The following is a 23,013-nucleotide window of genomic DNA, read 5'->3' as shown; positions in this document are numbered from 1 at the left end:
CCCGTGTCGACGCCGGTAGGACCGGCCTGACCGAACGGCGCAGCGCTCGCCGGGTTCACACCCGAGCCATAGAGTGACCTACATCACGCCGGACCGGCTGATACCGACTCCTGCCCGCACGGTCTGGAGGGCGCATGACGCACATCAAGGTGAACGTGGACGGCACGAGCTACGAGGACGACGTGGAGCCGCGGCTGCTCCTCGTCCACTATCTGCGTGACCGCCTCGGCCTGACCGGCACCCCGATCGGCTGCGACACCTCCAACTGCGGGGCGTGCACGGTCGACCTGGACGGCGCGACCGTCAAGAGCTGCTCGGTACTGGCCGTCCAGGCGGACGGATCGGCGGTGACGACCGTGCAGGGTCTGGCGAAGGACGGCGAGTGGACGGGGCTCCAGCGCGCGTTCCACGAGCAGCACGGACTCCAGTGCGGCTACTGCACCCCCGGCATGATCATGGCGGCGCGCGATCTCCTGCGGGAGAACCCGCAGCCCACCGCCGAGGAGGTGCGCGGCGCCCTGGAGGGCAACCTCTGCCGCTGCACCGGCTACCAGAACATCGTCCGCGCGGTCCTCGCCGCCGCCGGCCGGCAGGACGGCCCGGCGGACGCCTCCCGTACGGCGGGCGCCGGCGGGGCGCAGGTCACCGAGGAGGTCGGGGCATGACCGACAGGGCCGTGGCGAGCGGCACCGGCCGGGAGGTCGGCCGGTCCCGGCTGCGCAAGGAGGACGCCCGGCTGGTCACCGGCCAGACCACCTGGACCGACAACATCCAGGTCGCCGGGCTGCTGCACCTGGCCGTGCTGCGCAGCCCGATGGCGCACGCCCGCGTCACCCGCGTCGACGTGGCCCCCGCGCTCGAACGCCCCGGCGTCCTCGCGGCGTTCAGCGGCGCGGACCTCGCCGAAGGACTCGGCTCGCTGCCCTGCGCGTGGCCGGTGACCGAGGACATCGTGCTGCCCGACCATCCGCCGATCGCGGTCGAGGAGGTCCGCTACGCGGGCGACCCGGTGGCGGTCGTCGTGGCCCGCGACCGGTACGCGGCGGCCGACGCGCTGGAGGCGATCGACGTCGACTACGAGCCGTTGCCACCGGTCCTGGACCTGGAGGAGGCGCTCGCCGAGGGCGCCCCGCTGGTCCACTCCGACAAGGGCACCAACCGCTGCTACACCTGGCCGCTGGCCACCGGCGAGAGCTTCGCGGCGGTGCGCGAGCGCGCCGAGGTAACGGTCCGGCGGCGCTACCACCAGCAGCGGCTCATCCCCAACGCCATGGAGCCGCGCGCGGTCGTGGTCACCCCGCTGGCCGCCTCCGGCGAGTACACCGTGTACTCGGCCACCCAGATCCCGCACATCCTGCGGATCATGCTCGCGACGGTCACCGGCATCCCGGAGCACAAGCTGCGGGTGGTCGCCCCGGACGTCGGCGGCGGCTTCGGCTCCAAGCTCCAGGTGTACGGCGAGGAGGTCCTCGCCCTCGCGGTCGCCCGCAGGCTGGGGCGGCCGGTGAAGTGGACCGAGTCCCGCTCCGAGGGCTGTCTCGCCACCCACCACGGGCGCGGCATGATCCAGGACATCGAGGTCGCGGCCACCCGGGAGGGCCGGCTGCTCGGCCTGAAGGTGGATCTGCTGGCGGACATGGGCGCCTATCTGATGCTGGTCACACCGGGCATCCCGATCCTGGGCGCGTTCATGTACCCGGCGATCTACAAGATGGATTCCTACGAGTTCAACTGCACCGGCGTCTTCACCACCCGCACCCCCACCGACGCCTACCGGGGCGCCGGCCGCCCGGAGGCCACGTTCGCCATCGAGCGGATCATGGACGAGCTGGCCGCCGAACTGGACCTGGACCCGGTGGAGTTGCGGCGCCGCAACTGGATCCGGCACGAGGAGTTCCCGTACACCACGATCGCCGGACTGACCTACGACAGCGGCGACTACGAGGCGGCCACCGCGAAGGCGCTCGCCCTGTTCGACTACGACGGGCTCCGCGCCGAGCAGCGCGAGCGCGCCGGGCGCGGCGACCCGGTGCGCCTCGGCATCGGCGTGTCGACGTTCACGGAGATGTGCGGGCTGGCGCCGAGCCGGGTGCTGCGCGACCTCAGGTACGGCGCGGGCGGCTGGGAGGCGGCGAGCATCCGGATGCTGCCCACCGGCAAGGTCGAGGTGGTCACCGGGACCAGCCCGCACGGGCAGGGCCACGAGACCTGCTGGAGCCAGATCGCGGCGGACGTCCTCGGCGTGCCGTTCGAGGACGTCGAGGTGCTGCACGGCGACACCAGGTCCTCCCCGCAGGGCATGGACACCTACGGTTCGCGCTCGCTCGCCGTCGGCGGCGAGGCCGTGCACCGGGCGGCGACCACCGTGGTCGACAAGGCCCGCAAGGTGGCCGCGCATCTGCTGGAGGCGAGCGAGCAGGACCTGGAGTTCCGGGAGGGCGTCTTCTCCGTGAAGGGCTCACCGGAGGCGCGCAGGTCCATCCAGGAGATCGCCTTCGAGGCGTTCACCAACCATGATCTGCCCGACGGGGTGGAGCCGTCCATCAACGCCGAGCACGTGGTCGACCCGGAGAACTTCTCCTTCCCGCACGGCACCCATCTGTGCGCGGTCGAGGTCGACACGGAGACCGGCCTGACACGGATCAGGTCGTACGTGTGCGTGGACGACGTCGGCCATGTGGTCAACCCGATGATCGTCGAGGGGCAGGTGCACGGCGGGCTCGCGCAGGGCATCGCCCAGGCGCTGTACGAGGAGGCCGTCTACGACGACGAGGGCAACCTCGTCTCCGGCAGCATGGCCGAGTACCTCGTGCCCTCGGCCGCCGACCTGCCGGAGTTCGTGACCGACCGGACCGAGACCCCCGCCTCGTCCAACGCGCTCGGGGTGAAGGGGGTCGGCGAGGCCGGGACGATCGCCTCGACGCCCGCCGTGGTCAACGCCGTCGTGGACGCCCTGCGGCCGCTGGGCGTGCACGACGTACGGATGCCCTGCACCCCGGAACGGGTGTGGCGCGCGGTGAGGGAGGCGACGGCATGATTCCCCCGGCGTTCGAGTACGCCCGCCCGGAGACCGTCGAGGAGGCCGTACGGCTGCTCGGCGAGGCGGGCGAGGAGGCGAAGGTACTGGCCGGCGGGCAGAGCCTGCTGCCGCTGCTGCGGTTGCGGCTCGCCTTCCCCGAACTCGTGGTGGACGTGGGCCGGATCCCCGGTCTGCGCGGGGTCCGCGAGGACGGCGGCACACTGGTGATCGGCGCGCTCACCACCCACCACGACGTGATCCACGACCCGCTGGTGCGCCGCCACGCAGGTCTGCTGGCGGAGGCGACGGCGACCGTCGCCGATCCCGCGGTACGGCACCGGGGCACGCTCGGCGGCTCGTTGGCGCACGCCGACCCGGCCGGCGACCTGGCCGCGATCGTACTGGCGCTGGACGGCGAGCTGGTCGCCGCGGGCCCCGGCGGCCGACGCACGGTCCCGGCCCGGGAGTTCTTCGTCGACTACCTCCAGACCTCGCTCTCCCCCGACGAGTTGCTGGTGGAGGTGCGGCTGCCGAAGGCGGACGGCTGGGGCTTCGCCTACGAGAAGTTCCACCGGGTCGCGCAGTCCTGGGCGATCGTCGGGGTCGCCGCCCTGGTGCGGCGGGAGGACGGGCACATCGCCGAGGCGCGGGTGGGCCTGACCAACATGGGCGCGACCCCGCTGCGCGCGGCCGCGGCGGAGGCGGCGCTGGCCGGAGCCGACGGGCCGGACGCGGTGGCACGTGCCGCGCGGTCGGCGGCCGAGGGCACGCGGCCGGGGCGGGACGCGTCGGCCGCGCCCGACTACCGGACGCATCTGGCCCGGGTGCTGACCGAGCGGGCGGTGCTGACCGCCGCCGGGATGGGGTGAGCGCCGATCACCCGGATGGATGACCCGGAGCAGGTGCGGGCCCGCCTGGAGGAGACGGGATATCTCGTCGACGAGGGGCTGGCCGTCACCTGCTACCTGGCGCTGAGACTGCACCGGCCGCTGTTCTGCGAGGGCGACGCGGGCGTCGGCAAGACCGCGCTCGCCTCCGCCCTCGCCGAGGCACTCGACGCGCCGCTGATCCGGTTGCAGTGCCATGAGGGCATCGACGCCTCGCAGGCCCTGTACGACTGGGACTTCCCCCGTCAGCTGCTGCACCTGCGCGCGGCGGAGGCGGCCGGCGTCAAGGACGCGGACCGGCTGGAGAGCGAGCTGTACGACCGGCGGTTCCTCGTCGCGCGGCCACTGCTCCAGGCCCTGCAGACACAGCCCTCGGTACTGCTGGTGGACGAGATCGACCGCGCCGACGACGAGTTCGAGGCGTTCCTGCTGGAGCTGCTGTCCGAGTACGCGGTGACGATCCCGGAGCTGGGCACGCTGCGCGCCGAGGTGCCGCCGGTGGTCGTGCTGACCTCCAACCGGACCCGGGAGGTGCACGACGCGCTGAAGCGGCGGTGCCTCTACCACTGGTTCGACCATCCGGGCTTCGCCCGTGAACTGGCCATCGTGCGCCGCCGGCTGCCGGGGGTCTCGGCGCGTCTCGCCGAACAGGTCACGGCTCTCGTCCAGGCGTTGCGCGGTGCCGACCTGGTGAAACCCCCGGGTGTCGCGGAGACCATCGACTGGGCCGAGGCGCTGGACGCCCTGGGCGCCACGGAGGTCGACGCGGAACTCGCCGTCTCCACACTGGGTTCGGTCCTGAAGTACCGGGAGGACACGGACCGGGCCCGGGGGCTCGACCTGGCCGCGGTGCTGGCGGCGCGGGGGGTGTGAGCGGGATGGCGGCCGGCGGGCGGAAGGAGTCGCGGGAGGCCGGGCCGCCGGCTCCGGGGCCGGCCGGGGCCGACGCCGTACTGCTCGGCTTCGTACGGGCGTTGCGCGCGGCCGGGGTCGACGCGAGCGCCGAGCGGATGTACGCCTTCCTGCGCGCGGTGTCCCTGCTGCGGCCCGGGGTGCGGGCGGACGTGTACGCGGCGGGCCGGGCGACGCTGTGCGGCGGACCGGACGACCTGGAGCGGTACGAGCGGGTGTTCACCGCCTACTTCGGTCGCACCGGGGGCTCCGCCGCCCTGCCGGCGGTCCGCACCCCTCCCCCGCCGCGGCCACGGCTGGGCGCGCGGGACTCCGTGAGCGGCGGCCGCGACCCCGGCGAACGCGATCCACTGGGCCCGCCCACCGCGGCGCTCGCCAGCTCCACCGAGGTGCTGCGGCACCGCGACGTCGCGGCGCTGGACGCCGCCGAGCGCGCCCAGCTCCACCGGCTGCTGGCCGCGTTCGCGCTGCGGGGCGAGGCCCGGCGCGCCGCGCGGCGGCGGCCGGCGCGGCGCGGGGAGGTGGATCCTCGTCGTACCGTGCGCGAACTGCTGCGGCGTGGCGGCGAACCGGCCCGGCTGCGCCGGCACGCGCGTGTCGAGCGGCCGCGCCGGGTGGTGCTGCTGGTGGACGTGAGCGGTTCGATGGCGCCGTACGCGGACGCGCTGCTGCGCTTCGCCCACGCGGCGGCGCGGGGCGGCCGTACCGAGGTGTTCACGATCGGCACGCGCCTGACCCGGGTGACGCGTGAACTGTCCCGTCGTGACCCGGACCTGGCGATGGCGGCGGTCGCGGCGGCGGTGCCCGACTGGCGGGGCGGCACCCGGCTGGGCGAGCTGCTGCGCGAGTTCCTGAACCGCTGGGGTCAGCGGGGCATGGCACGCGGCGCGGTCGTCGTGCTGCTCTCCGACGGGTGGGAGCGCGGCGATCCCGCGCTGCTCGGCGCCCAGATGCGCCGGCTGCACACGCTGGCGCACCGGGTGATCTGGTCCAACCCCCGTAAGGCACAGCCGGGTTACGCGCCGACGGCCGCGGGGATGGCGGCGGCGCTGCCGAGCGTGGACGAGTTCGTGGCGGGGCACAGCCTGGAGGCGCTGGAACGGCTCGCGGCGGTGGTGCGCGGGGCACGGACCGGTGCGGTGCCGGGGGCGGGGGCCGAGCGTTGATTCCCGATCCGTTACCCCGAAGGAGCCCGCGATGGAGTTGCACCACGAGTTCACCGTTCCGGTCCCGGTCGACCGGGCCTGGCCCGCGCTGCTCGACATCGAGCGGGTCGCGCCGTGTCTGCCGGGCGCGGTGGTGGAGGAGTACGACGGAAAGACCGTGACCGGCTCGGTGAAGGTGAAGGTCGGCCCGGTCACGGTGACCTATCGCGGTACGGCGGTGTTCGAGGAACAGGACGCGGTGGCCCACCGGATGGTGCTGGTCGCGAACGGCCGGGAAACCCGGGGCCAGGGCACGGCGCGGGCGACGGTCACCGCCGCGCTGGACGAACGGGAGGACGGCGGTACGGCGGTCTCGGTCCGCACCGACCTCACGGTGACGGGACGTCCCGCGCAGTTCGGGCGGGGGGTTCTGGCGGAGGTGGGCGACCGGCTGGTGGGCCGGTTCGCGGACTGTCTGGCCTCACGGCTGGCCGGAGGGGCCGAGGAGGAGAGGGCGACCGGGGCAACGGGCACGGCGGAAGGGGTGACCGCCCCGGCCGCCCCCGCCGCGGCCGGGGGCACCGAGTCGGAACCGCCCGCGCTCGACCTTCTCCGCACCGCCGGCGTCCCCCTGGCCAAACGCGTGGCACCGGTGGCGGCGGCCCTCGCCGTGCTGGTCGTGGTGGTGGTACGGCTACGGCGTCGCGGGCGGGGGCGGCGCAGGTGACCATGTGCCGGACCAGGTCGGCTCCGGGCGCGACGGTACCCGGCCCGCGACCCGGACCAGACCCGAAGGAGAGGTCCTAGCCCGTCCTAGCCCTGTTCCGGGTCGCCCGCCACCCGTGCGTGCAGGTGCTGGTCGTGCCATCCGTCGGCGTGCAGGAGGGCGTCGCGCATCGTGCCCTCGAAGGTGAAGCCGGCCTTCTCGGCGACCCGGCAGGAGGCGGGGTTGGCGGTGGAGTGGCACAGGCGCAGGCGGTGCAGGCCCAGGTCGTCGAGGGACCAGTGGGTGAGGCGCCGGGTCGCGGTGACGGCGAGGCCGGCGCCGCGGGCCTCGGGCAGCAGCCAGTAGACGAGTTCGGCGGTGCCGCCGGCGAGGTCGATGCCGTTCAGTCCGATCAGTCCGGTCGCCGCGCCACCGGTCCCGGCGACGGCCCAGACGGCACCGGTCTCGCTCCGCCACCGTTCGTGCATCCGCTCGATCCGGCGCCGGGCGTCGGCGCGGTCGGCCACGGTGAACAGGTTCCAGCGCCGGATCGCCGGATCCCGCGCGGCGGTCAGGAGCGCGTCGGCGTCGTCCGGCCTCCAGGGCCGAAGCTCCACACCCGCCACGAGGCCGAGAACGGGCTGCGCGCCGGCCGCCATGCGGCCCGCGGGTACGACGTCGGGTATGTCCGCACCGGAGATCATCCGGTGATCATCGCACGCCGTCCTCCCGCCGGGGCAGCCGGTGCAGGGTCACCCCGGCGAGCGTCCCGCCCTCGATCTCGGCCGTGAGATAGGTGGGGTACGGCCGGCGGCGGCGGTCGGTCGGCGAGCCGGGGTTGAGCAGCCGCAGCCCGCCGGGTGCCGTGCTGTCCCAGGGGATGTGGCTGTGCCCGAACACGAGCACGTCGAGGCCGGGAAAGCGGGCGGCACAGCGGGCCTCGCGCCCCCGCGCGGATCCGGTCTCGTGCACCACCCCGAAGCGCAGGCCGTCGAGTTCGGCGTACGCCACCTCGGGCAGCCGGGCCCGCAGTCCGGGCCCGTCGTTGTTGCCGTACACCCCGATCAGCCGGCGGCTGCGGCTCTCCAGCAGATCGAGCGTGGCGGCGTCCACCCAGTCACCGGCGTGGAACACGACGTCCGCGCGCGGGAGTTCGTCCAGCAACGCGTCCGGGAGCCGCTTGGCGCGCCGGGGCAGATGCGTGTCGGACATGAGCAGGAGTCGCACGGCTTCAGCCTAGGGGGTGCGCAGGAAGCGCTCCCGCTCGGACGGGCGCCCGGCATTTCCTTCAGGTGGAACTGAACAGCTTCGACTGGACAGTTCATCCTGACGGATCTAGGCTGACGGACGTGGAAGACATCTCCGAAGCCGCGGTCCGGGCGGCACGCGATCTGCGGGTGGCGTTCAGCCGGCTGCGGCGCCGTATCCGCGAGGTCGCCCGGGACGCGGACCTGAGTCCCTCGCAGGAGTCGGCGCTGAGCCTGGTCGGCAAGCACGGCGCGGCCACCGCGAGCGCGCTGGCCGCCGCCGAGGGAGTGCGCCCGCAGTCCATGGCCACCACGCTGGCCGGGCTGGAGGGTCACGGTCTGATCCGCCGCGCCCCCGACCCGGACGACGGCCGCCGCCAGCTGGTCACCCTGACCGACGCCGGCCGCGCCCGTGTCGAGGGCAACAAGCAGGTGCGCGAGGAGTGGCTGGCACGCGCCTTCCAGGACCGGTACAGCGACCAGGAACGGCAGACGATCCTGGCGGCCCTGGAGCTGATGCAGCGGCTGTCGCGGCCGTAGCCACCGGAAGAACACGCACCACCCCGCACGACTGTGAACGGCCCCTGAAACAACCCCTCGAAAGGCCTGACCGACTCATGTCGCTCACCACGCTCGACCCCCGCACCGCCCTCGTCGTGATCGACCTCCAGCACGGCATCGTGGGCTCCCCCACCCAGCCGCACCCTGCCGCCGACGTGCTGTCCCGCTCGGTGGAACTGGCCGAGGCGTTCCGCGCCCGGAACCTGCCCGTCGTCCTGGTCCGGGTGTCCTTCGCCGCCGACTTCTCCGACGTCATGCCCGGCCGCACCGAGCAGCAGGGCGGCGGCGCGGCGTTCCCGGAGGGCTGGGACGTCATCGTCGGCGAACTCACCGGCCACGCGGGCGACATCCAGGTCACCAAGCACAACTGGAGCGCCCTGTTCGGTACCGACCTGGACGTGCAGCTGCGCCGCCGGGGCGTCACCCAGATCGTGCTGACGGGCATCGCCACCAGCATCGGGGTCGAGTCCACCGCGCGGGACGCCTACGCCATGGGCTACCACGTCACCCTGGCCACCGACGCGATGGCCGACCGCGACGCCGCCACGCACGCACACAGCGTCGAGAAGATCTTCCCGAGGCTGGGCGAGACCGGCACGACGGCGGAGGTCCTGGAGCTGCTGGCGAAGACGCACGGCTGAGCCCGACAACCGGCGGCGTCCCGCGGAAGAACCCCGCCGACCACCGCACCGGCCCGGTTCCCTCGTCCGCGCGAGGGGCCGGGCCGGTGCGGTGTCCGAGGCCGCCGGGCGGGCGCCGTGCGCTCAGTCCTCGCCGCGCACGATGGTGTCCGCGGGGCCGTTTCCCGGCCACCAGGTTCCGGTGCGGTCCAGGACGGCGGGCACGCAGGTGCGCACCCCCAGGTCCGGCCGGTCCCGCCGGCTGTGCGCCTGCGCCCACCCCGTCTCGGCCCGCGGTATGTCCGGCTGCTCGGTCGGCTGCGCGATCACGTCGTGTCATCCACCCTCTGCGTTGCGCGGCCCGCGGGACCGGCGCGACGGCCCCGCAGACCTGGTCTGGACTGTCCGTCGCGGGTAACCGCCCGGCGCGCCCCGCAAACACCGGCCACGCGCCGGAGGCGCTCGGGCACGGCCGCCGCCACCGCCGCCGGAAGGGATGTCGCCGAGCTTGATGGACGCCGGGTACCCGGGGCGGGCGGACGGATTCCGGCTCCGGCGCGGCCCCCCGGCCGTCAGCCCGCGGGCGGTCTCTCCCCCTGCGCGGCGGCGGCGCGCTCCACCTCGGCCTCGATGTCGGCGCGCGGCCGGCCCGTGTCCCTCGCGTACTCGCTCAACGCGGTCTGCACATCGCGGGCGAGGTCGCGCCAGGCGCGCAGGGCGGTCTCGTAGGTGCCCGACTGCGCGCCGGTCATGCCCTGTCCGGCCGGCGGGCCGTACGTCTCCCGCAGTTCCTCGACCGTGGTGTGGGCCGCGACGGCCGCCCGCTGCTTCTGCACCAGTTCCTCGAAGGTGTGTGCCACCCCATCGAATCTAGGCGCGGTCCGGTCGGCGCGCCTGTCCAAGCCGCAACCAAGCCCGTCGCCGCACCCGGCCCGCGCCCGGCGGCCGGCGCCGCGGTCCGCCGCCGCACACGACGGCGCGTCGCGGCGTCACGTCGCCCGGGGCGCTCGCCGTGCGCCGGGCGCCGCCAGGCGGGAGTCTTGTCCGGGACGCGACACGCGGCCGTAGGAGGAACCCGGGAGTGCCCTCGTACCCGGACCGCGTGTGCCCCGGCCCGAGCCCTGGAGGGTCACCCACGCGAACAGACACACTCAGCGATCGATCCGTGACGGTCGGTTCCGGTCGCATACCGGAATCCCTGCTTCAGGGAATCTACACATTGAATACTCAACCAAGTCACCGCGGTCAGCGCTTCTGCACATCCTGGCGCCCCCGGCCCGCCCTGGGCGGCCCCCGCGCCGGACGCACCGCCCGAGGCAACCCCGCGACCGCGACGATGCCGTGGCACATGTGAAAAAGTCGCCGACAAGCCGTGCCCACGCCTGCACGGTTGCACCCCGTCATGGATCAAATTCCCTGGTGAGGGCCCTGATTGATTGGAAGCGCGGCCAGCCTGCGTGCTTTGATCCTTCGCATCGCGGGGGGCCGACGGGCACCGGCGACGGAGCCCGCCACCCCGCGGCCGCGGCCCTCCTCCTGTTGATCGGAGGGACCGTTTCCCCCTTGTGAATATCCATATGAAGGGAAGTTCCATCATGAACTCCACCCCCCAGGTCGAGACCGTTGAGATCGCCGACGCCGAGCTGGACGCCGTCTCCGGTGGTCTCCAGGTGAACGCCCTCAACACCGTGACCGGCGCCGTCAACGGCATCGCCCCGGTTTCCGGCCTGGCCGACACGGCCATCGGCACGGTCGAGGGTGTCACCGGCCTGAACGTGGCCCCGGTCACCAGCCTGGTCGCCGGTCTCTGACCGAGCCCCCTCGCAACCCGTCGGTCCCGGAGCCGTCCCCCGGCTCCGGGGCTCTCGGGCGTCCCGACACACCAGCGACTCCCCCACAGGTGAGGGAAGTTCCGTGCAGTTCCGCCAACAGGCCCTCGCCAAGAACCAGTCGCCCCAGGAGCTGGACCTCCCGGTGCGGCTCGCCCGCCCGCAGGGCTGGCTCGCGCTCGGTGTCGCCGTCGCCGTCATGGCCGCGGCCTCCGTCTGGGCGGTGACCGGCTCGGTCGCCTCCACGGTGAGCGCCGGCGCCATCCTCACCCACGGGCAGGGCAGTTATGTCCTCCAGAGCCCGGTGGCTGGGCAGGTGACGGCCGTCCTCGCCCGGCAGGGCGAACAGCTGCCGGCCAACGCCCCCGTGGTCAAGGTCCGTACCCCGCAAGGGGATTCGGTCGTCCGCACGATCGCCGCGGGCCGGATCACCACGCTCGCCGCCACCATCGGCCAGATCGTGCGGACCGGCACCGACGTGGCCGCCGTCGAGAAGGTCGCCCACCCGGACGACCCGCTGTGGGCGACCGTGTACGTGCCCGCCGAGAACGCCGCCGCCATCCCCGCGCACGCCTCCGTGGACCTCACCGTCTCCTCCGTGCCGGCACAGCGCTACGGCGTGCTGCGCGGTCAGGTGCGCTCGGTGGACCGGGCCGCGCAGTCCGCGCAGTCGATCGCCGCCTTCCTCGGCGACGGCCAGCTCGGCCGGCAGTTCACCCAGGGCGGCCGCCCGGTCGCGGTGACGGTCCGGCTGGACGCCTCCAGGGCGACCAGGAGCGGTTACCGGTGGTCGACCGCCGGCGGACCGCCGTTCCGGCTGGACTCCATGACCCTCGCCTCCGCCTCCATCCGGCTGGCCGACCAGCACCCCGTCGATTGGCTGCTCCCGTGACGCCCGCTCCCCAGGAGACCCGCGGCCGCAGACGCGCCGCTCCCACCCGGCGCGGGGCCCCGGGGCCCCGTACCGGCACGGTCCGTACGCCCACCGTGCTCCAGATGGAGGCCGTCGAGTGCGGCGCCGCCTCCCTGGCCATGGTCCTCGGCCACTACGGCCGGCACGTCCCGCTGGAGGAACTGCGCATCGCCTGCGGCGTCTCCCGGGACGGCTCGCGCGCCAGCAACCTCCTGAAGGCGGCGCGCAGTTACGGCCTGACCGCCAAGGGCATGCAGATGGACCTTGCCGCCCTCACCGAGGTGCGCGCCCCGGCCATCCTGTTCTGGGAATTCAACCACTACGTCGTCTACGACGGGACGGGCCGCCGCCTCGGCAGGCGCGGCATCCACATCAACGACCCCGCCAAGGGCCGGCGTTTCGTGCCCCTGGAGGAGTTCGACGGCAGCTTCACCGGCGTGGTCCTGGTACTGGAGCCCGGGGAGGACTTCACCCGGGGCGGGCGCAAGCCGGGCGTGCTGGGCGCGATGCCGGCCCGGCTGCGCGGCACCGCGGGCACCCTGCCCGCAGCGGTGCTGGCCAGCCTGCTGCTGGTCGCGGTCGGCGCGGCCGTGCCGGCGCTGAGCCGCACCTATATCGACATGTTCCTGATCGGCGGGCAGACCTCGCTGCTGGGCGTGCTGTTCACCTCGATGGCCGCCTGTGTGCTGCTCACCCTGGTGCTGACCTGGCTCCAGCAGGCCAATCTGCTGCACGGCCGGATCATCTCCTCCACGCTGACCAGCGCCCGCTTCCTGCGCCATCTGCTGCGGCTGCCGGTGACGTTCTTCGCCCAGCGCTCCCCCGCCGATCTCGTGCAGCGCCTCCAGTCCAACGACCAGGTGGCGGAGACGCTGGCCCGCGACCTCGCGGCGGCCGGCGTGGACGCGATCGTGGTCGTGCTGTACGCGGTGCTGCTCTACACCTACGACCCCCAGCTGACGTTCCTCGGCATCGGTGTGGCCCTGCTGAACATCGTGGCCATGCGGCTGGTCGTACGGCTGCGCGCGACCCGTACGGCCAAGCTGCGCGCGGACACCGCCCGGCTGACCAACACGGCCTACACCGGGCTCCAGTTGATCGAGACGATGAAGGCGACCGGTGGTGAGGACGGCTACTTCCGCAAGTGGGCCGGGCAGCACGCCGCCACGCTGGAGGAGCAGCAGCGGCTCGGGGTGCCGAGCGCCTGGCTCGGGGTGGTCGCCCCGACGCTGGCCACGTTCAACAGCGCGCTGATCCTGTGGATCGGTGGCCTGCGCGCCGTCGAGGGCCACATCTCGGTGGGTCTGCTGGTGGCCTTCCAGGCACTGGTCACCCGCTTCACCGCACCGCTGACCCGGCTCAACGGGGTGGCGGGCCGCATCCAGGACTTCGCGGCCGACGTGGCCCGGCTGAAGGACGTGGAGAACTTCCAGGCCGATCCGCTCTACGCGCGGGGCGGCCCCGGCGACGAGACGCGCCGGCTGCACGGCCATGTCCGGCTGGAGAACGTCACGTTCGGCTACAGCCCGCTGGACAAGCCGCTGCTGACCGGGTTCGACCTGACCGTGGGGCCGGGACAGCAGGTGGCTCTGGTGGGCGGCTCGGGCAGCGGCAAGTCCACGGTGTCCAGGCTCATTTCGGGCCTGTATGCGCCGTGGGACGGGGTGATCCGCATCGACGGCCGGCGCCTGGAGGACATCCCGCGCGGCGCCCTCGCCGCCTCGGTCTCCTTCGTGGACCAGGAGGTGTTCCTCTTCGAGGGCTCGGTCCGCGACAACATCGCCCTGTGGGACCCCTCGATCCCGGACGAGGCGGTGGTCGAGGCGCTGAAGGACGCGGCCCTGTACGAGGTGGTGGCGCGCCGGCCCGGCGGCATCCACGGCAGGGTCGACCAGGACGGCCGCAACTTCTCCGGCGGGCAGCGTCAGCGCCTGGAGATCGCACGGGCGCTGGTGCGCAGGCCGAGCATCCTGGTGCTGGACGAGGTGACCAGCGCGCTGGACGCGCAGACCGAGCTGCTGGTGATGGACAACCTGCGCCGGCGCGGCTGCGCCTGCGTGGTGATCGCGCACCGGCTGAGCACCGTCCGCGACAGCGACGAGATCGTCGTGCTCCGGCACGGCACGGTGGTCGAACGCGGGCGGCACGAGGAGCTGGTGGCGCGCGGCGGCACGTACGCGGCGCTGGTCAGGGAGCGTTGATGACGGTTCAGGAGGGCTACGGGGAGGACGTGGTGCTCGGGGCGCTGGGCGCGCTCGGCACCCGCGTCGACGGCGCCGGACTCACCCGCCTCGACCTGGCGGGCCCCCAGGTGCTCTGGCTGGTGGCGGCGGGCGCCCTGGACCTGTTCGCGGTCGATGCCGGCGGGCAGGGCCAGTGGCACCATCTGGGCCGCCTCGAAGCGGGCGCGCTGCTGCTCGGCCCGGTCTCCGGTCCCCGGCACACCCTGGTGGCCCGCCCGGTGCGGGACTGCGCGCTGCACCGGGTGAACCTGCGCGAGCTGTACCAGCGGACGGACACCCAGACCTGGTCGTACGACGAGTACGGGCGGCCGCAGTACGTGCCGCCCGTGTCCAGCCCGCTGGAGTACGCCCTCGCGCTCGGCGTCGGCCGCGGCCTGTCCGTGCTCTTCCAGGCCCCGCTGGCCGAGGAGCGGCCCGAAGTCCCCACCGACGACGACGTGTTCTGGATGCAGGTGCCGCCCGGCAGCGTCCAGTACGGCTCCCTGTACGGCGCGGAGGCCGCCGCCGACCTGCTGATGGACGCGGCGCTGTGGCAGTCGCTGGTCGACCAGCAGTACCGGCTGCTGACCGCGCTGGACCGCTGGATCGAGCAGCTGGAGCGCAGCCACGAGACCCGGACTGCCGCCGGGATCAAGGCGGGTGAGGCGGCGGGCGCCCAGGCGGACCGCACCCTGCTCGCCTCGATCGGCCGCCGCTCGGGGCGTCGTACGACGGCGGCCGACGCCGATGCCACGTACGCGGCCTGCGAGTTGGTCGCCGCGGCCGCCGGGATCAGGCTCGCCGAACCCGCGCGCGGCGGCACCGAGAGCGAGCGCCTCGATCCGGTCGAGCGCGTGGCGCTGGCCTCCCGGGTACGCACCCGCGCGGTACGGCTCGACGGCCGCTGGTGGCGGGAGAACGTGGGGCCGCTGGTGGGGCAGCGGGCGCTGTCCGGAGCGCCGGTCGCCCTGCTGTGGCGGCGCGGCGGCTACGCGGCCGTCCACCCCGGCAGCGGCCGGGAGACGCCCGTCGACAAGGTGAACGCGCAGGATTTCGAGCCGCGCGCGGTGATGTTCTACCGGCCGCTGCCCGACAAGCCGCTCTCGCCGCTCGGCCTGCTCCGGTTCACCCTGCGCGGCGCCCGCGGTGATCTGCTCGGGCTGCTGCTCGCGGGTCTGGTGACGGTGGCGATCGGCGCGCTGGTGCCCGTCGCCACCGGCAAGGTGCTCGGCGAGTACGTGCCGAGGGCCCAGGAGGGCCTGATCGTCCAGGTGTGCCTGGCGGTGATGGTGAGCGGGGTGGTGTCGGCGGCGTTCACCCTGCTGGAGAACCTGTCGATCCTGCGTCTGGAAGGGCGGGTCGAGTCGGCGCTGCAACCGGCCGTCTGGGACCGGCTGCTGCGGCTGCCCACCCGGTTCTTCACCAGGCGTTCCACCGGCGAACTGGCCAGCGCGGCCATGGGGATCAGCGCGATGCGCCGGATGCTGGCGGGCGTCGGCCCGGTGGTCGCCCAGTCGGTGACCGTCGGCGCCATGAACCTCGGTCTGCTGCTGTGGTACAGCGTACCGATGGCGCTCGCGGCGATCGGCATGCTGGTGGTCATCGCGGCCGTGTTCCTCGGGCTCGGGCTGTGGCAGGTGCGCTGGCAGCGGCGTCTGGTGGTGCTCGGCAACCGGCTGAACAACCAGGCGTTCCAGACCCTGCGCGGGCTGCCCAAGCTGCGGGTCGCGGCCGCCGAGAACTACGCGTACGCCGCGTGGGCACGGGAGTTCGCGCGCGGCCGGGAGCTCCAGCAGAAGGCCGGGCGGATCAAGAACCTCAGCACCGTGCTCGGCGCGGTCTATCTGCCGGTGTGCTCGCTGCTGATGTTCATGCTGCTGGCGGGCCCGGCGAAGGGCACGCTGTCGGCGGCGGACTTCCTCACCTTCAACACCTCGGTGACGATGGTGCTCACCTCCGTCACCCAGCTGACCGGCTCCCTGGTGTCGGCGGTGGCCGCGCTGCCGCTGTTCGAGGAGATCCGCCCGGTCCTGGAGGCCGCGCCCGAGGTCCGCGCCGCGAGCACCCGGCCCGGACCCCTCAGCGGCGCGCTGGAGGCCCGCAAGCTGTCCTTCCGGTACACCGAGGACGGCCCGCTCGTCCTGGACAATGTCGACTTCACCGTCGAGGCGGGCGAGTTCGTCGCGGTCGTCGGCCCGAGCGGCTGCGGCAAGTCCACCCTGCTGCGGCTGCTGATCGGCTTCGACCGGCCGCTCTCCGGCAGCGTCCTGTACGACGGCCAGGATCTCGCCGCCCTCGACCAGTCGGCGGTGCGCCGCCAGTGCGGGGTGGTGCTCCAGCACGCCCAGCCGTTCACCGGCTCACTCCTGGACGTCATCTGCGGCACCGAGCCGTGCACCCCCGAGGAGGCGATGGCAGCGGCCGAGATGGCGGGGCTCGCGGAGGACATCAAGCGCATGCCGATGGGCCTGCACACCATCGTCTCCGGCAGCGGCTCGGTCTCCGGCGGGCAGCGCCAGCGGCTGATGATCGCCCAGGCGCTGATCCGCCGGCCCCGCATCCTCTTCTTCGACGAGGCGACCAGCGCGCTCGACAACGACACCCAGCGCATCGTCATCGACAGCACCCGCAAACTCAACGCCACCCGCGTCGTCATCGCCCACCGCCTGTCCACGGTCCTGGACGCGGACCGGGTGATCGTCATGGAGAACGGCCGCGTGGTCCAGCAGGGCAGGCCGGCCGAACTGCTGGCGGACACGACGGGCCGGCTGCACGAACTGGTGCGGCGGCAACTGGCCGAAACGCTTTGATCAATTTCTCTCCTTCTTGCCGGAACCCGGTCCTGCGGGTATTCAGGTTGGCGACCTGCCGGCACTGATTGAGGAGAATGCGATGGCCGAGGAAATCTCGATCGAGGAACTCCAGGAGATCGCGGACGTCGAGGCGCGCGCCGCCGAGGCGTCGCAGGAGCTGCGGGCCGCGGTCGTCGAGTAAACGTTCCCGCGCGTGCCGGTGCCGCCCCTCATCAGGGCAGCACCGGCACGTCAGGACGAGTGCAGGCAGCTGACATTCGGCGTGGGAGAGAGAATTGACGAAGCTCCGCAGGACGGTTCCCTACCTTTCCCGTTCCAGTGACGACGAGAAAACGGAACCGGTAATTCTCGTGGATTCCGTGGAGCTTCCGCTCACCGCGGCCGGAAATTCCTCGCTGCTGACCACCCTGCTGCGCCCGCTCGGGCTCGGTCCCGGCGACCGGTGCTTCCCGGCGGCCGAGGCCGGACAACTGGTCGAGGCGCAGTACCGGGCGAGCCTGGAGTTCGTCTACGGCCACCCGGTGTGGCGGCGCATCCGCGCGGCGCGCGGCACCGACGGCGCCGCGCCCGTCCTCGCCTACCTCCTGGAGTCGCGTCACTATCTGGCCGCGGCGCCGTTCCGGATGGCCGGCGGCATCACCGACGCGCTGCGACCCGGTGCCCTGATCCGCCTCCAGGCGCACCACGTGGTCGAAGAGGCCGACCACGACACGTACTTCGAGAACGGGCTGGCCGCGCTGGGCCTGCCCCGCGACCTGGTGCGCGAGGCCCGGCCCGCGCCGGTGACGGTCGAGTGGATCCACCTCATGCGCACGGTCGCCGCCTACGGCCCGCTGGCCGCGGCGCTCTGCTCCGGGCTGCTGGAGTACACCGCCGGGGACCGCGAGTCGGTCGCCGGGTGGCACACCATGCTGGTCGACCAGGGGGTGCTCTCCCGCGAGGCGGTCGACGCGATCTTCGAACACGTGCAGACCGACCTCGGCCTCGGCCACGGTTCCAACTGGCGGCACGCCCTGGAGGCCGCCGGCGTCGTGCCCGCGGCGGAACTCGCCGACTGGCTCAACGCGGTGAGCCTGGTCGCCGAGATGATCGTCCGCTGGCTGGAGACGTGCACCGAGGGCCTGTCGGCCACCGTGGTCGAGGCGGCCCCGGGGCTGGCCCTCGACGGTCCCGTGCGCACCCTCGGTGGCGAGGCCGACGGACTGCCGGTGTGGCCCGCCGAGATCTACGACTCCGTCACGCACGGCCCGCGCAGCCCGCGCCCCGGCGTCCGCCGGACCCTCGCGCTCGCCTACGCCTTCTCCGGGCGTGCCACCGGCCGGGAGCCGGCCGCGGAGGGTGCCGGTCCCACTCCCGCCACCGCCGCGCGCGACCTGACCACGCGTACCGCGCGCGACTGGGACGGCGGCACCAGCGCGGCCGACCTGGAGAAACTGGTCGAGGGCTGGATGACGGCCATCGACGGACACCGGCTGTGGCGCCGGCTCACCGAGGACCCCACCCTTCCGCTGGTGCACGGCTGGATGGTCGAGAACTACCACTACGTCGCCGGGATCTGGCAGCACGCCGGCGCCGCGGTCGCCGCCTGCCCGGACCCGGTGATCCGGGCCGAACTCGTCAAGCATCTGACCGAGGAGTTCAATCACGGCAAGATGTTCCTGCGCGGCATCGAACGAGCACGCGGGAACCGCTACCCGGGGCTGCCCACCGACCGGATGCGGCCGCTGCCGACCACGGTCGCCTTCGTCGGCACCCTGCGCGAGCTGGGCGGGCGCGACTGGAAGGCGTACGTGATCGCCCTGGCCTACCTCCAGTTGTCGCTCACCGCCGCGGACGGCGGGGTGCACGCCCGCCACGACGGCTTCTACCGCACGGTGTTCGACCGGTGCCCCGGCGCGGAGGCGATGGTGGCGGCGATGCGGCGCCACGACGACGAGGACACCCGGCTCGGCCACGGCGACGACACCCGGGTCCTGCTCGACCTGCTCACCACCCGGCACCGCGTCGACCGCGAGTCCGTCGCCGCGGCCGCCCTCGTCCCCCAGCTCACCTGGAGCTTCCTGGACGGGATCCTCCAGCACTACCGGCACGGCGAGGCGGCGATCGTGCAGCGGGCCGGCTGGCACACCGATGCCTGAGACGACTCGCGAGGGAGCGGACGGGGCGGGTCGCTTCGGCGTGGGCGCCGTGCTGCCCCTGGAGCGACGGCCGCTGCGCAACTCCTTCGCCGCGCTGCGCGACCTGCTGGCCGTGGGCGTGCCCGGCGACGACACCGCGGCCCTGCGCGACCCCCGGCTCCCGCCCGCGGTGTGGCCGGGGGTGCTCGCCCGGGAGGTGGCCGCCACCGCGCGCTGGTCGGCCCGGCGGACGCTCGCCCTCGCCGGCCGGGAACCCGCCGCGAGGGCCGGCTGGCACGGGCGCGGGCGGGTGCTCGCCCTGCTGCCCGCCCACGGGCACATGGTCCATCTGCTGCGGCGGGCCGCGCCGTTCGCGGTGTGCGGCGTCCCGGTACGGGTCGCGGGCCACGACCGGCAGCGCGCCGCGATCGCCTCGGCGGTGTCCCGGACGGCCCGGCTGCTGCGCCTGCCGGACGACGCGCTGCGCCCGGCTGCCGCGCCCGCCGCCGAGGCGGTCGCGGCGCTGACCGCCGACGACCTGGTGGTGGTCACCGGCCATCCGGCCACCGCCGAGAAGGTGCGGGCGGCCACCCGCGCGACGGTGCTGGGCGCGACCGGCGGCTGCGTCGTGCTCGCCGGCCCCGACGGCGAGCGGCTGGCCGCCGCGGCGGCCGCGCTCGGCTCCCACCGGCACCCCGGCAGCTGCACCCGGCTCGGCGGTGTGTGGGGCACCGGCCCGGCGGGCGCCGCGCCCTGGCGGCGCGACGGCACCGGAGTCGCGCCCGGGGAGGTCGTCACCCAGGCCCACCCCTCGGCAGTCCTGCGGCTCACCGGCTCCCTCGACGAACCACCCGGGGAGATCGCCGGATACACCGCCCTGCCGTGCGACGCCGACGGTGCGCTCGGCACCCTGGTGGGCTTCGGACGCGACCCGTGGCAGGGGTGGCCCGGCGACTTCCTCGTATGACGCGCGGGACGCGGATGTCCGGCGGCACCCCCAGGACGCGTGGGACCGGCGAGGGCCGACGGGCCCGCGGCCGGCGAGCAGACGAGCAGGCGAGCAGGCGAAGGAAGTAAGACGTGGCGTTGAGCACCGGTACGGTCCGCGGCAGCACGTTCAGGCTGCTGTGGAGCGGCCAGACGATCTCCGTCATCGGGGACGGCGCGGCGGCGCTCGCCGTCCCCCTGCTGGTGATCCACGCCACCGGCAGCCCGGTCCTTGGCGCCCTCGCGGCGACCCCCCGTACGGTGGCGTACCTGCTCGTGGGCTTCCTCGCCGGGCCCGTCGTGGACCGCGTGCGCGACCCCCGGCGCGTGATGCTGGTCTGCGACCTGCTGCGCTTCGCGGTCTTCGGCGTGCTGCCCGCCGCCGTGCAGGCCCCCTTCGGCCCGGCGCTCGTCCTGCTGCTGGCCTTCGCCGCGTCCTCGGCCGGCGTGTTCTTCGAGACCGCCCTTGCCGTCGCCGTCCAGACCAGCCTGCGCCCACAGGACCTGGTGACCGGCAACGCCCGCCTGGAGATGAGCAATCAGCTCGGTCTGCTGCTGGGACCCGCCGTCATCGGGACCGGCGTGGCCGCGTTCGGTGTGCCCTCCGCGATGTGGTTCAACGCCGTCACCTTCCTGCTCTCCGCCCTCACCCTCGTCCCGATGCGTTTCGACGCGGGTACCCCGGCCGGGCCCGGGGCGCGTGCCTCGGTCCGCCGGGACATGGCCGAGGGGCTGCGCTACATCCGCGGCCACGCGCTGGTCATGCGGCTGGTCTCGCTCCAGGTGGTCGTCAACCTGGTCATCGCCGCCGAGACCCTCGTCGTCTTCTACGCCACCCACGATCTGCACGCCTCGCCCACGTGGATCGGCGTCGTCCTCGCCGCGGCCGGACTCGGCGGTGTCGGGGCCACCTCCGTCGCCGACGCCGCGGCCCGGCGCTTCGACGCCGGACCGCTGATCGCCGTGTCCGTCATCGGCCTCGGCGGCACCCTGCTGGCCATGGGAGCGGCCCGCGACCCGCTGTTCCTGGCCGCCGCGAACTTCCTGCACGGGGGCCTCTCGGTGTTCGCCTCCGTGCACATCCGCGCCGTGCGCCAGCGCGTCGTGCCGGCCCGGCTGCTCGGCCGGGTGACCGCGAACGCCCGTACGTTCGCGTTCGCCGCCAACCCCCTGGGCGCCGTGCTGTTCGGGGCGATCGCCGCCGGCGCCGGCGGCGACGCCCGCTGGAGCTTCCTGACCGCCGCCGCCCTCAGCGTGGCCAGCGCGGCGACCGCCTACCGCGGGCTCGCCGCGCACCGCACCCGGCCGGCCCCGGACGGCGCTCCGGGTCCCGCGGGACCCGAGGCCGTGCCCGAGCCGCGCGCGACCTCCGAGTAGGCTCACGCCCCTGGAACCGTCGGAGGAGGGGACGTTGTTCGTTCAGCCATGGGACGCCGGGACGGCCGAGGAGGGTCTCGAACTGGCCCGGACGCACCGGTTCGGGCAGTTGGTCGCGGCCGGGCGGGGGCGGGACGTGCCGGTGGTCGTGCCGACGCAGTTCGTCGTGACCCAGGACGCGGACGGGGCCGAGGTCCTGCTGCACCTCGCCCGCGCCAACCCCGTCTGGGCCGCGGTCGAGGAGAACCCGGTCGTCATGATGTCCGTCGCCGGCGACTGGGCGTACATCCCGGGCGCGTGGAAGACCCTCGGTGACGAGGACCCCGCGCGGGGCGTCCCGACCACGTACTACGCGGCCGCCCAGCTCGTCGGCACGGCGCGCGTCGTCGCCGACCCCGAGGGCAAGGCGGAGATCCTGCGCCGCCAGATCGCCCGCGAGGAGAGCGACGGCGGTGCCTCGCTGGTCGACCCCGCCGAGCACGGCCGCCGCCTCGCCGGTATCCAGGGGCTGCGGGTCCGGGTGGAGAAGGTGACCGCCAAGTTCAAGTACGGCGGCAACGCGGACGCCCCGCACCGCGCCCACGTGGCCGGCCTGCTCGCCCGCCGCGCCGGTCCCGGGGACGAGATCGCCCGGCGGCGGCTCGTGGAACGCGGCGGCGACGGGGCCTGAGGAGAGCCGGGACGATCCCCTGGCTAGAGGGGCTCGTCCTGCTCCGGTTCCCCGGCCTCCCCGCTGTCCCCGTCCTCGTGTCCGCGCAGGTGGGCCGGCATCCAGTGGTGATCGCAGAACCAGCGGCCGAACAGGGCGCCGCCGTAGATGACGAAGCCGACGCCGATCAGCCAGGACTCCAGGACGAGGACGGTGCCGACCGCGCCGTAGCTCAGGGCGTTGGTGACGATGAGGGGCGTGAAGACGAGGTAGGAGAAGGCGCGCAGGCCCGCGAGGCCGATCATGGTGGCCAGCGCGCCGGGCAGCAGTTTCCGCCAGCGGACCTGGTCGCCGAGCAGGAAGTGCTGCCCCCACCAGAAGAACAGCACACCGCTGAGCCCGGACAGCACGATCCGCTGGGAGCCGTGCAGCGCGGCCTTGGTCGCCACCTCCTGGTAGAGGTAGGCCGTCAGCACGATCAGCCAGGTGGCCTGGCGCCAGACCCGGTGCCAGGGCCCGGCGGAGAGGCCCCAGATGCGTTCGTAGGCGTTCTGCACGCTGCCCCCGAAGGACACGCCGAACACCGCGAGCAGCACGGCGCTCCAGGCACTGGTGGCGCCGATGACGTTGTGCGGGGGGCTGATGACGTCCGTGACCACGCGCGCCGACGGGCCGGACAGCCCCATCCCGTCGGTCAGCCAGGAGGCGAACCCGCCCTGCACCAGCGGGTCGGCGGCGGCGACCACGATCAGCAGCGGGGCCAGCGTCACCAGCGCCAGGGTGGCGAAACCCATGGCCCGGTGCATCAGCTCCAGCTCCCGGCCGTGCGTGAACAGGGCCTGGATGCGGATCCACCGCCAAGCGCGGTGCAGGCCGCGCCGCAACCGACTCACGGCACCTCCCGTGCTCACCGCCGCGCGCGTGCGGGTCCGGCGTGAACGCGCGCCTGGCTTCACTCTGGCACGGTCCGGGCGTCCCGCCACGGAGAAGTCGGCCAGTCGGGTCCGAG

General features: G+C 73.9%; 21 protein-coding genes. 16 read left to right on the top strand and 5 right to left on the bottom strand.

Annotation, left to right across the window (positions count from 1 at the left end):
• Nucleotides 1-134 precede the first annotated feature (134 nt).
• Genes VT52_RS00470 through VT52_RS00445 form a run of 6 tightly spaced genes read left to right on the top strand, consistent with a single transcriptional unit; the run spans nucleotide 135 to nucleotide 6,690 of the window.
• Nucleotides 135-665, top strand: coding sequence for a (2Fe-2S)-binding protein (locus VT52_RS00470; RefSeq protein WP_046425555.1), 531 nt, complete (start codon nucleotides 135-137; stop codon nucleotides 663-665).
• On the top strand, nucleotides 662-3,037 hold the full coding sequence (locus tag VT52_RS00465; RefSeq protein ID WP_046425556.1) for a xanthine dehydrogenase family protein molybdopterin-binding subunit: 2,376 nt from the start codon (nucleotides 662-664) through the stop codon (nucleotides 3,035-3,037). The genes VT52_RS00470 and VT52_RS00465 overlap by 4 nt, the downstream gene beginning before the upstream one ends.
• Nucleotides 3,034-3,888 (top strand): FAD binding domain-containing protein, encoded by an 855-nt coding sequence (locus VT52_RS00460; RefSeq protein WP_046425593.1) that lies wholly within the window; start codon nucleotides 3,034-3,036, stop codon nucleotides 3,886-3,888. Before VT52_RS00465 ends, VT52_RS00460 begins: the two co-directional genes overlap by 4 nt.
• A 15-nt stretch (nucleotides 3,889-3,903) precedes the next feature.
• Nucleotides 3,904-4,779, top strand: coding sequence for an AAA family ATPase (locus VT52_RS00455; protein WP_046425567.1), 876 nt, complete (start codon nucleotides 3,904-3,906; stop codon nucleotides 4,777-4,779).
• 5 nt (nucleotides 4,780-4,784) lie between these two features.
• Complete coding sequence (locus tag VT52_RS00450; RefSeq protein WP_079174758.1) at nucleotides 4,785-5,984, top strand: vWA domain-containing protein; 1,200 nt, start codon at nucleotides 4,785-4,787, stop codon at nucleotides 5,982-5,984.
• Between the two features lie 31 nt (nucleotides 5,985-6,015).
• Entirely contained in the window at nucleotides 6,016-6,690 is a 675-nt protein-coding gene (locus tag VT52_RS00445; protein WP_046425569.1) for an SRPBCC family protein, read from the top strand.
• Between the two features lie 86 nt (nucleotides 6,691-6,776).
• On the opposite strand, the gene VT52_RS00440 is transcribed toward VT52_RS00445, so the two are convergent.
• Together VT52_RS00440 and VT52_RS00435 are read right to left on the bottom strand one after the other, a co-directional pair.
• Entirely contained in the window at nucleotides 6,777-7,373 is a 597-nt protein-coding gene (locus VT52_RS00440) for a GNAT family N-acetyltransferase (RefSeq protein WP_046425572.1), read from the bottom strand.
• Between the two features lie 7 nt (nucleotides 7,374-7,380).
• Nucleotides 7,381-7,896 carry a metallophosphoesterase family protein gene (locus VT52_RS00435; RefSeq protein WP_046425575.1) on the bottom strand — a complete coding sequence of 172 codons (516 nt, stop codon included), beginning with the start codon at nucleotides 7,894-7,896 and terminating at the stop codon, nucleotides 7,381-7,383.
• A 122-nt stretch (nucleotides 7,897-8,018) separates the two neighbouring features.
• Here VT52_RS00435 and VT52_RS00430 point away from each other — a divergent pair, with 122 nt between their 5' ends.
• Nucleotides 8,019-8,456, top strand: coding sequence for a MarR family winged helix-turn-helix transcriptional regulator (locus VT52_RS00430; RefSeq protein WP_046425577.1), 438 nt, complete (start codon nucleotides 8,019-8,021; stop codon nucleotides 8,454-8,456).
• A gap of 77 nt (nucleotides 8,457-8,533) precedes the next feature.
• Nucleotides 8,534-9,118: an isochorismatase family protein gene (locus VT52_RS00425; RefSeq protein ID WP_046425578.1), complete on the top strand. Its 585-nt coding sequence runs from the start codon at nucleotides 8,534-8,536 to the stop codon at nucleotides 9,116-9,118.
• A gap of 123 nt (nucleotides 9,119-9,241) precedes the next feature.
• Here VT52_RS00425 and VT52_RS00420 read toward each other — a convergent pair whose 3' ends face one another.
• Together VT52_RS00420 and VT52_RS00415 are read right to left on the bottom strand one after the other, a co-directional pair.
• Nucleotides 9,242-9,427, bottom strand: coding sequence for a hypothetical protein (locus VT52_RS00420; protein WP_046425581.1), 186 nt, complete (start codon nucleotides 9,425-9,427; stop codon nucleotides 9,242-9,244).
• 242 nt (nucleotides 9,428-9,669) lie between these two features.
• Nucleotides 9,670-9,957, bottom strand: coding sequence for a hypothetical protein (locus VT52_RS00415; RefSeq protein ID WP_046425583.1), 288 nt, complete (start codon nucleotides 9,955-9,957; stop codon nucleotides 9,670-9,672).
• A 735-nt stretch (nucleotides 9,958-10,692) separates the two neighbouring features.
• Here VT52_RS00415 and VT52_RS00410 point away from each other — a divergent pair.
• The 8 genes from VT52_RS00410 (at nucleotide 10,693) to VT52_RS00375 (ending at nucleotide 22,025) form a co-directional block, all read left to right on the top strand.
• Nucleotides 10,693-10,908: a hypothetical protein gene (locus VT52_RS00410; protein WP_046425584.1), complete on the top strand. Its 216-nt coding sequence runs from the start codon at nucleotides 10,693-10,695 to the stop codon at nucleotides 10,906-10,908.
• A gap of 103 nt (nucleotides 10,909-11,011) precedes the next feature.
• Nucleotides 11,012-11,818 carry an HlyD family efflux transporter periplasmic adaptor subunit gene (locus VT52_RS00405; protein WP_046425585.1) on the top strand — a complete coding sequence of 269 codons (807 nt, stop codon included), beginning with the start codon at nucleotides 11,012-11,014 and terminating at the stop codon, nucleotides 11,816-11,818.
• Nucleotides 11,815-14,040, top strand: coding sequence for an NHLP family bacteriocin export ABC transporter peptidase/permease/ATPase subunit (locus VT52_RS00400; protein ID WP_046425586.1), 2,226 nt, complete (start codon nucleotides 11,815-11,817; stop codon nucleotides 14,038-14,040). The genes VT52_RS00405 and VT52_RS00400 overlap by 4 nt, the downstream gene beginning before the upstream one ends.
• Nucleotides 14,037-16,871: an NHLP bacteriocin export ABC transporter permease/ATPase subunit gene (locus VT52_RS00395; RefSeq protein WP_046425588.1), complete on the top strand. Its 2,835-nt coding sequence runs from the start codon at nucleotides 14,037-14,039 to the stop codon at nucleotides 16,869-16,871. The genes VT52_RS00400 and VT52_RS00395 overlap by 4 nt, the downstream gene beginning before the upstream one ends.
• Nucleotides 16,872-17,233: 362 nt before the next feature.
• Nucleotides 17,234-19,012, top strand: coding sequence for a hypothetical protein (locus VT52_RS00390; RefSeq protein WP_143070820.1), 1,779 nt, complete (start codon nucleotides 17,234-17,236; stop codon nucleotides 19,010-19,012).
• Nucleotides 19,005-19,958 carry a hypothetical protein gene (locus VT52_RS00385; RefSeq protein ID WP_143070819.1) on the top strand — a complete coding sequence of 318 codons (954 nt, stop codon included), beginning with the start codon at nucleotides 19,005-19,007 and terminating at the stop codon, nucleotides 19,956-19,958. The genes VT52_RS00390 and VT52_RS00385 overlap by 8 nt, the downstream gene beginning before the upstream one ends.
• 113 nt (nucleotides 19,959-20,071) lie before the next feature.
• Entirely contained in the window at nucleotides 20,072-21,355 is a 1,284-nt protein-coding gene (locus tag VT52_RS00380) for an MFS transporter (protein WP_046426590.1), read from the top strand.
• Between the two features lie 34 nt (nucleotides 21,356-21,389).
• Nucleotides 21,390-22,025, top strand: coding sequence for an FMN-binding negative transcriptional regulator (locus VT52_RS00375; protein WP_046426593.1), 636 nt, complete (start codon nucleotides 21,390-21,392; stop codon nucleotides 22,023-22,025).
• Between the two features lie 23 nt (nucleotides 22,026-22,048).
• On the opposite strand, the gene VT52_RS00370 is transcribed toward VT52_RS00375, so the two are convergent.
• On the bottom strand, nucleotides 22,049-22,897 hold the full coding sequence (locus VT52_RS00370) for a ribonuclease BN (RefSeq protein WP_240509613.1): 849 nt from the start codon (nucleotides 22,895-22,897) through the stop codon (nucleotides 22,049-22,051).
• Nucleotides 22,898-23,013: the final 116 nt, after the last annotated feature.

Source organism: Streptomyces malaysiense (assembly GCF_000980885.2).
GTDB classification, from domain to species: domain Bacteria; phylum Actinomycetota; class Actinomycetes; order Streptomycetales; family Streptomycetaceae; genus Streptomyces; species Streptomyces malaysiense.
Note: the sequence above shows the minus strand (reverse complement) of the source record. Positions and strands in the feature narration are given on the sequence as shown.

What these genes read in the sequence shown, in the direction of transcription:
- VT52_RS00445 (WP_046425569.1), top strand. Translation starts at nt 6,016, where the DNA reads ATGGAGTTGCACCACGAGTTCACCGTTCCGGTCCCGGTCGACCGGGCC.
- VT52_RS00465 (WP_046425556.1), top strand. Translation starts at nt 662, where the DNA reads ATGACCGACAGGGCCGTGGCGAGCGGCACCGGCCGGGAGGTCGGCCGG.
- VT52_RS00440 (WP_046425572.1), bottom strand. Translation starts at nt 7,373, where the DNA reads ATGATCTCCGGTGCGGACATACCCGACGTCGTACCCGCGGGCCGCATG.
- VT52_RS00450 (WP_079174758.1), top strand. Translation starts at nt 4,785, where the DNA reads ATGGCGGCCGGCGGGCGGAAGGAGTCGCGGGAGGCCGGGCCGCCGGCT.
- VT52_RS00410 (WP_046425584.1), top strand. Translation starts at nt 10,693, where the DNA reads ATGAACTCCACCCCCCAGGTCGAGACCGTTGAGATCGCCGACGCCGAG.
- VT52_RS00385 (WP_143070819.1), top strand. Translation starts at nt 19,005, where the DNA reads ATGCCTGAGACGACTCGCGAGGGAGCGGACGGGGCGGGTCGCTTCGGC.
- VT52_RS00425 (WP_046425578.1), top strand. Translation starts at nt 8,534, where the DNA reads ATGTCGCTCACCACGCTCGACCCCCGCACCGCCCTCGTCGTGATCGAC.
- VT52_RS00455 (WP_046425567.1), top strand. Translation starts at nt 3,904, where the DNA reads ATGGATGACCCGGAGCAGGTGCGGGCCCGCCTGGAGGAGACGGGATAT.
- VT52_RS00460 (WP_046425593.1), top strand. Translation starts at nt 3,034, where the DNA reads ATGATTCCCCCGGCGTTCGAGTACGCCCGCCCGGAGACCGTCGAGGAG.
- VT52_RS00470 (WP_046425555.1), top strand. Translation starts at nt 135, where the DNA reads ATGACGCACATCAAGGTGAACGTGGACGGCACGAGCTACGAGGACGAC.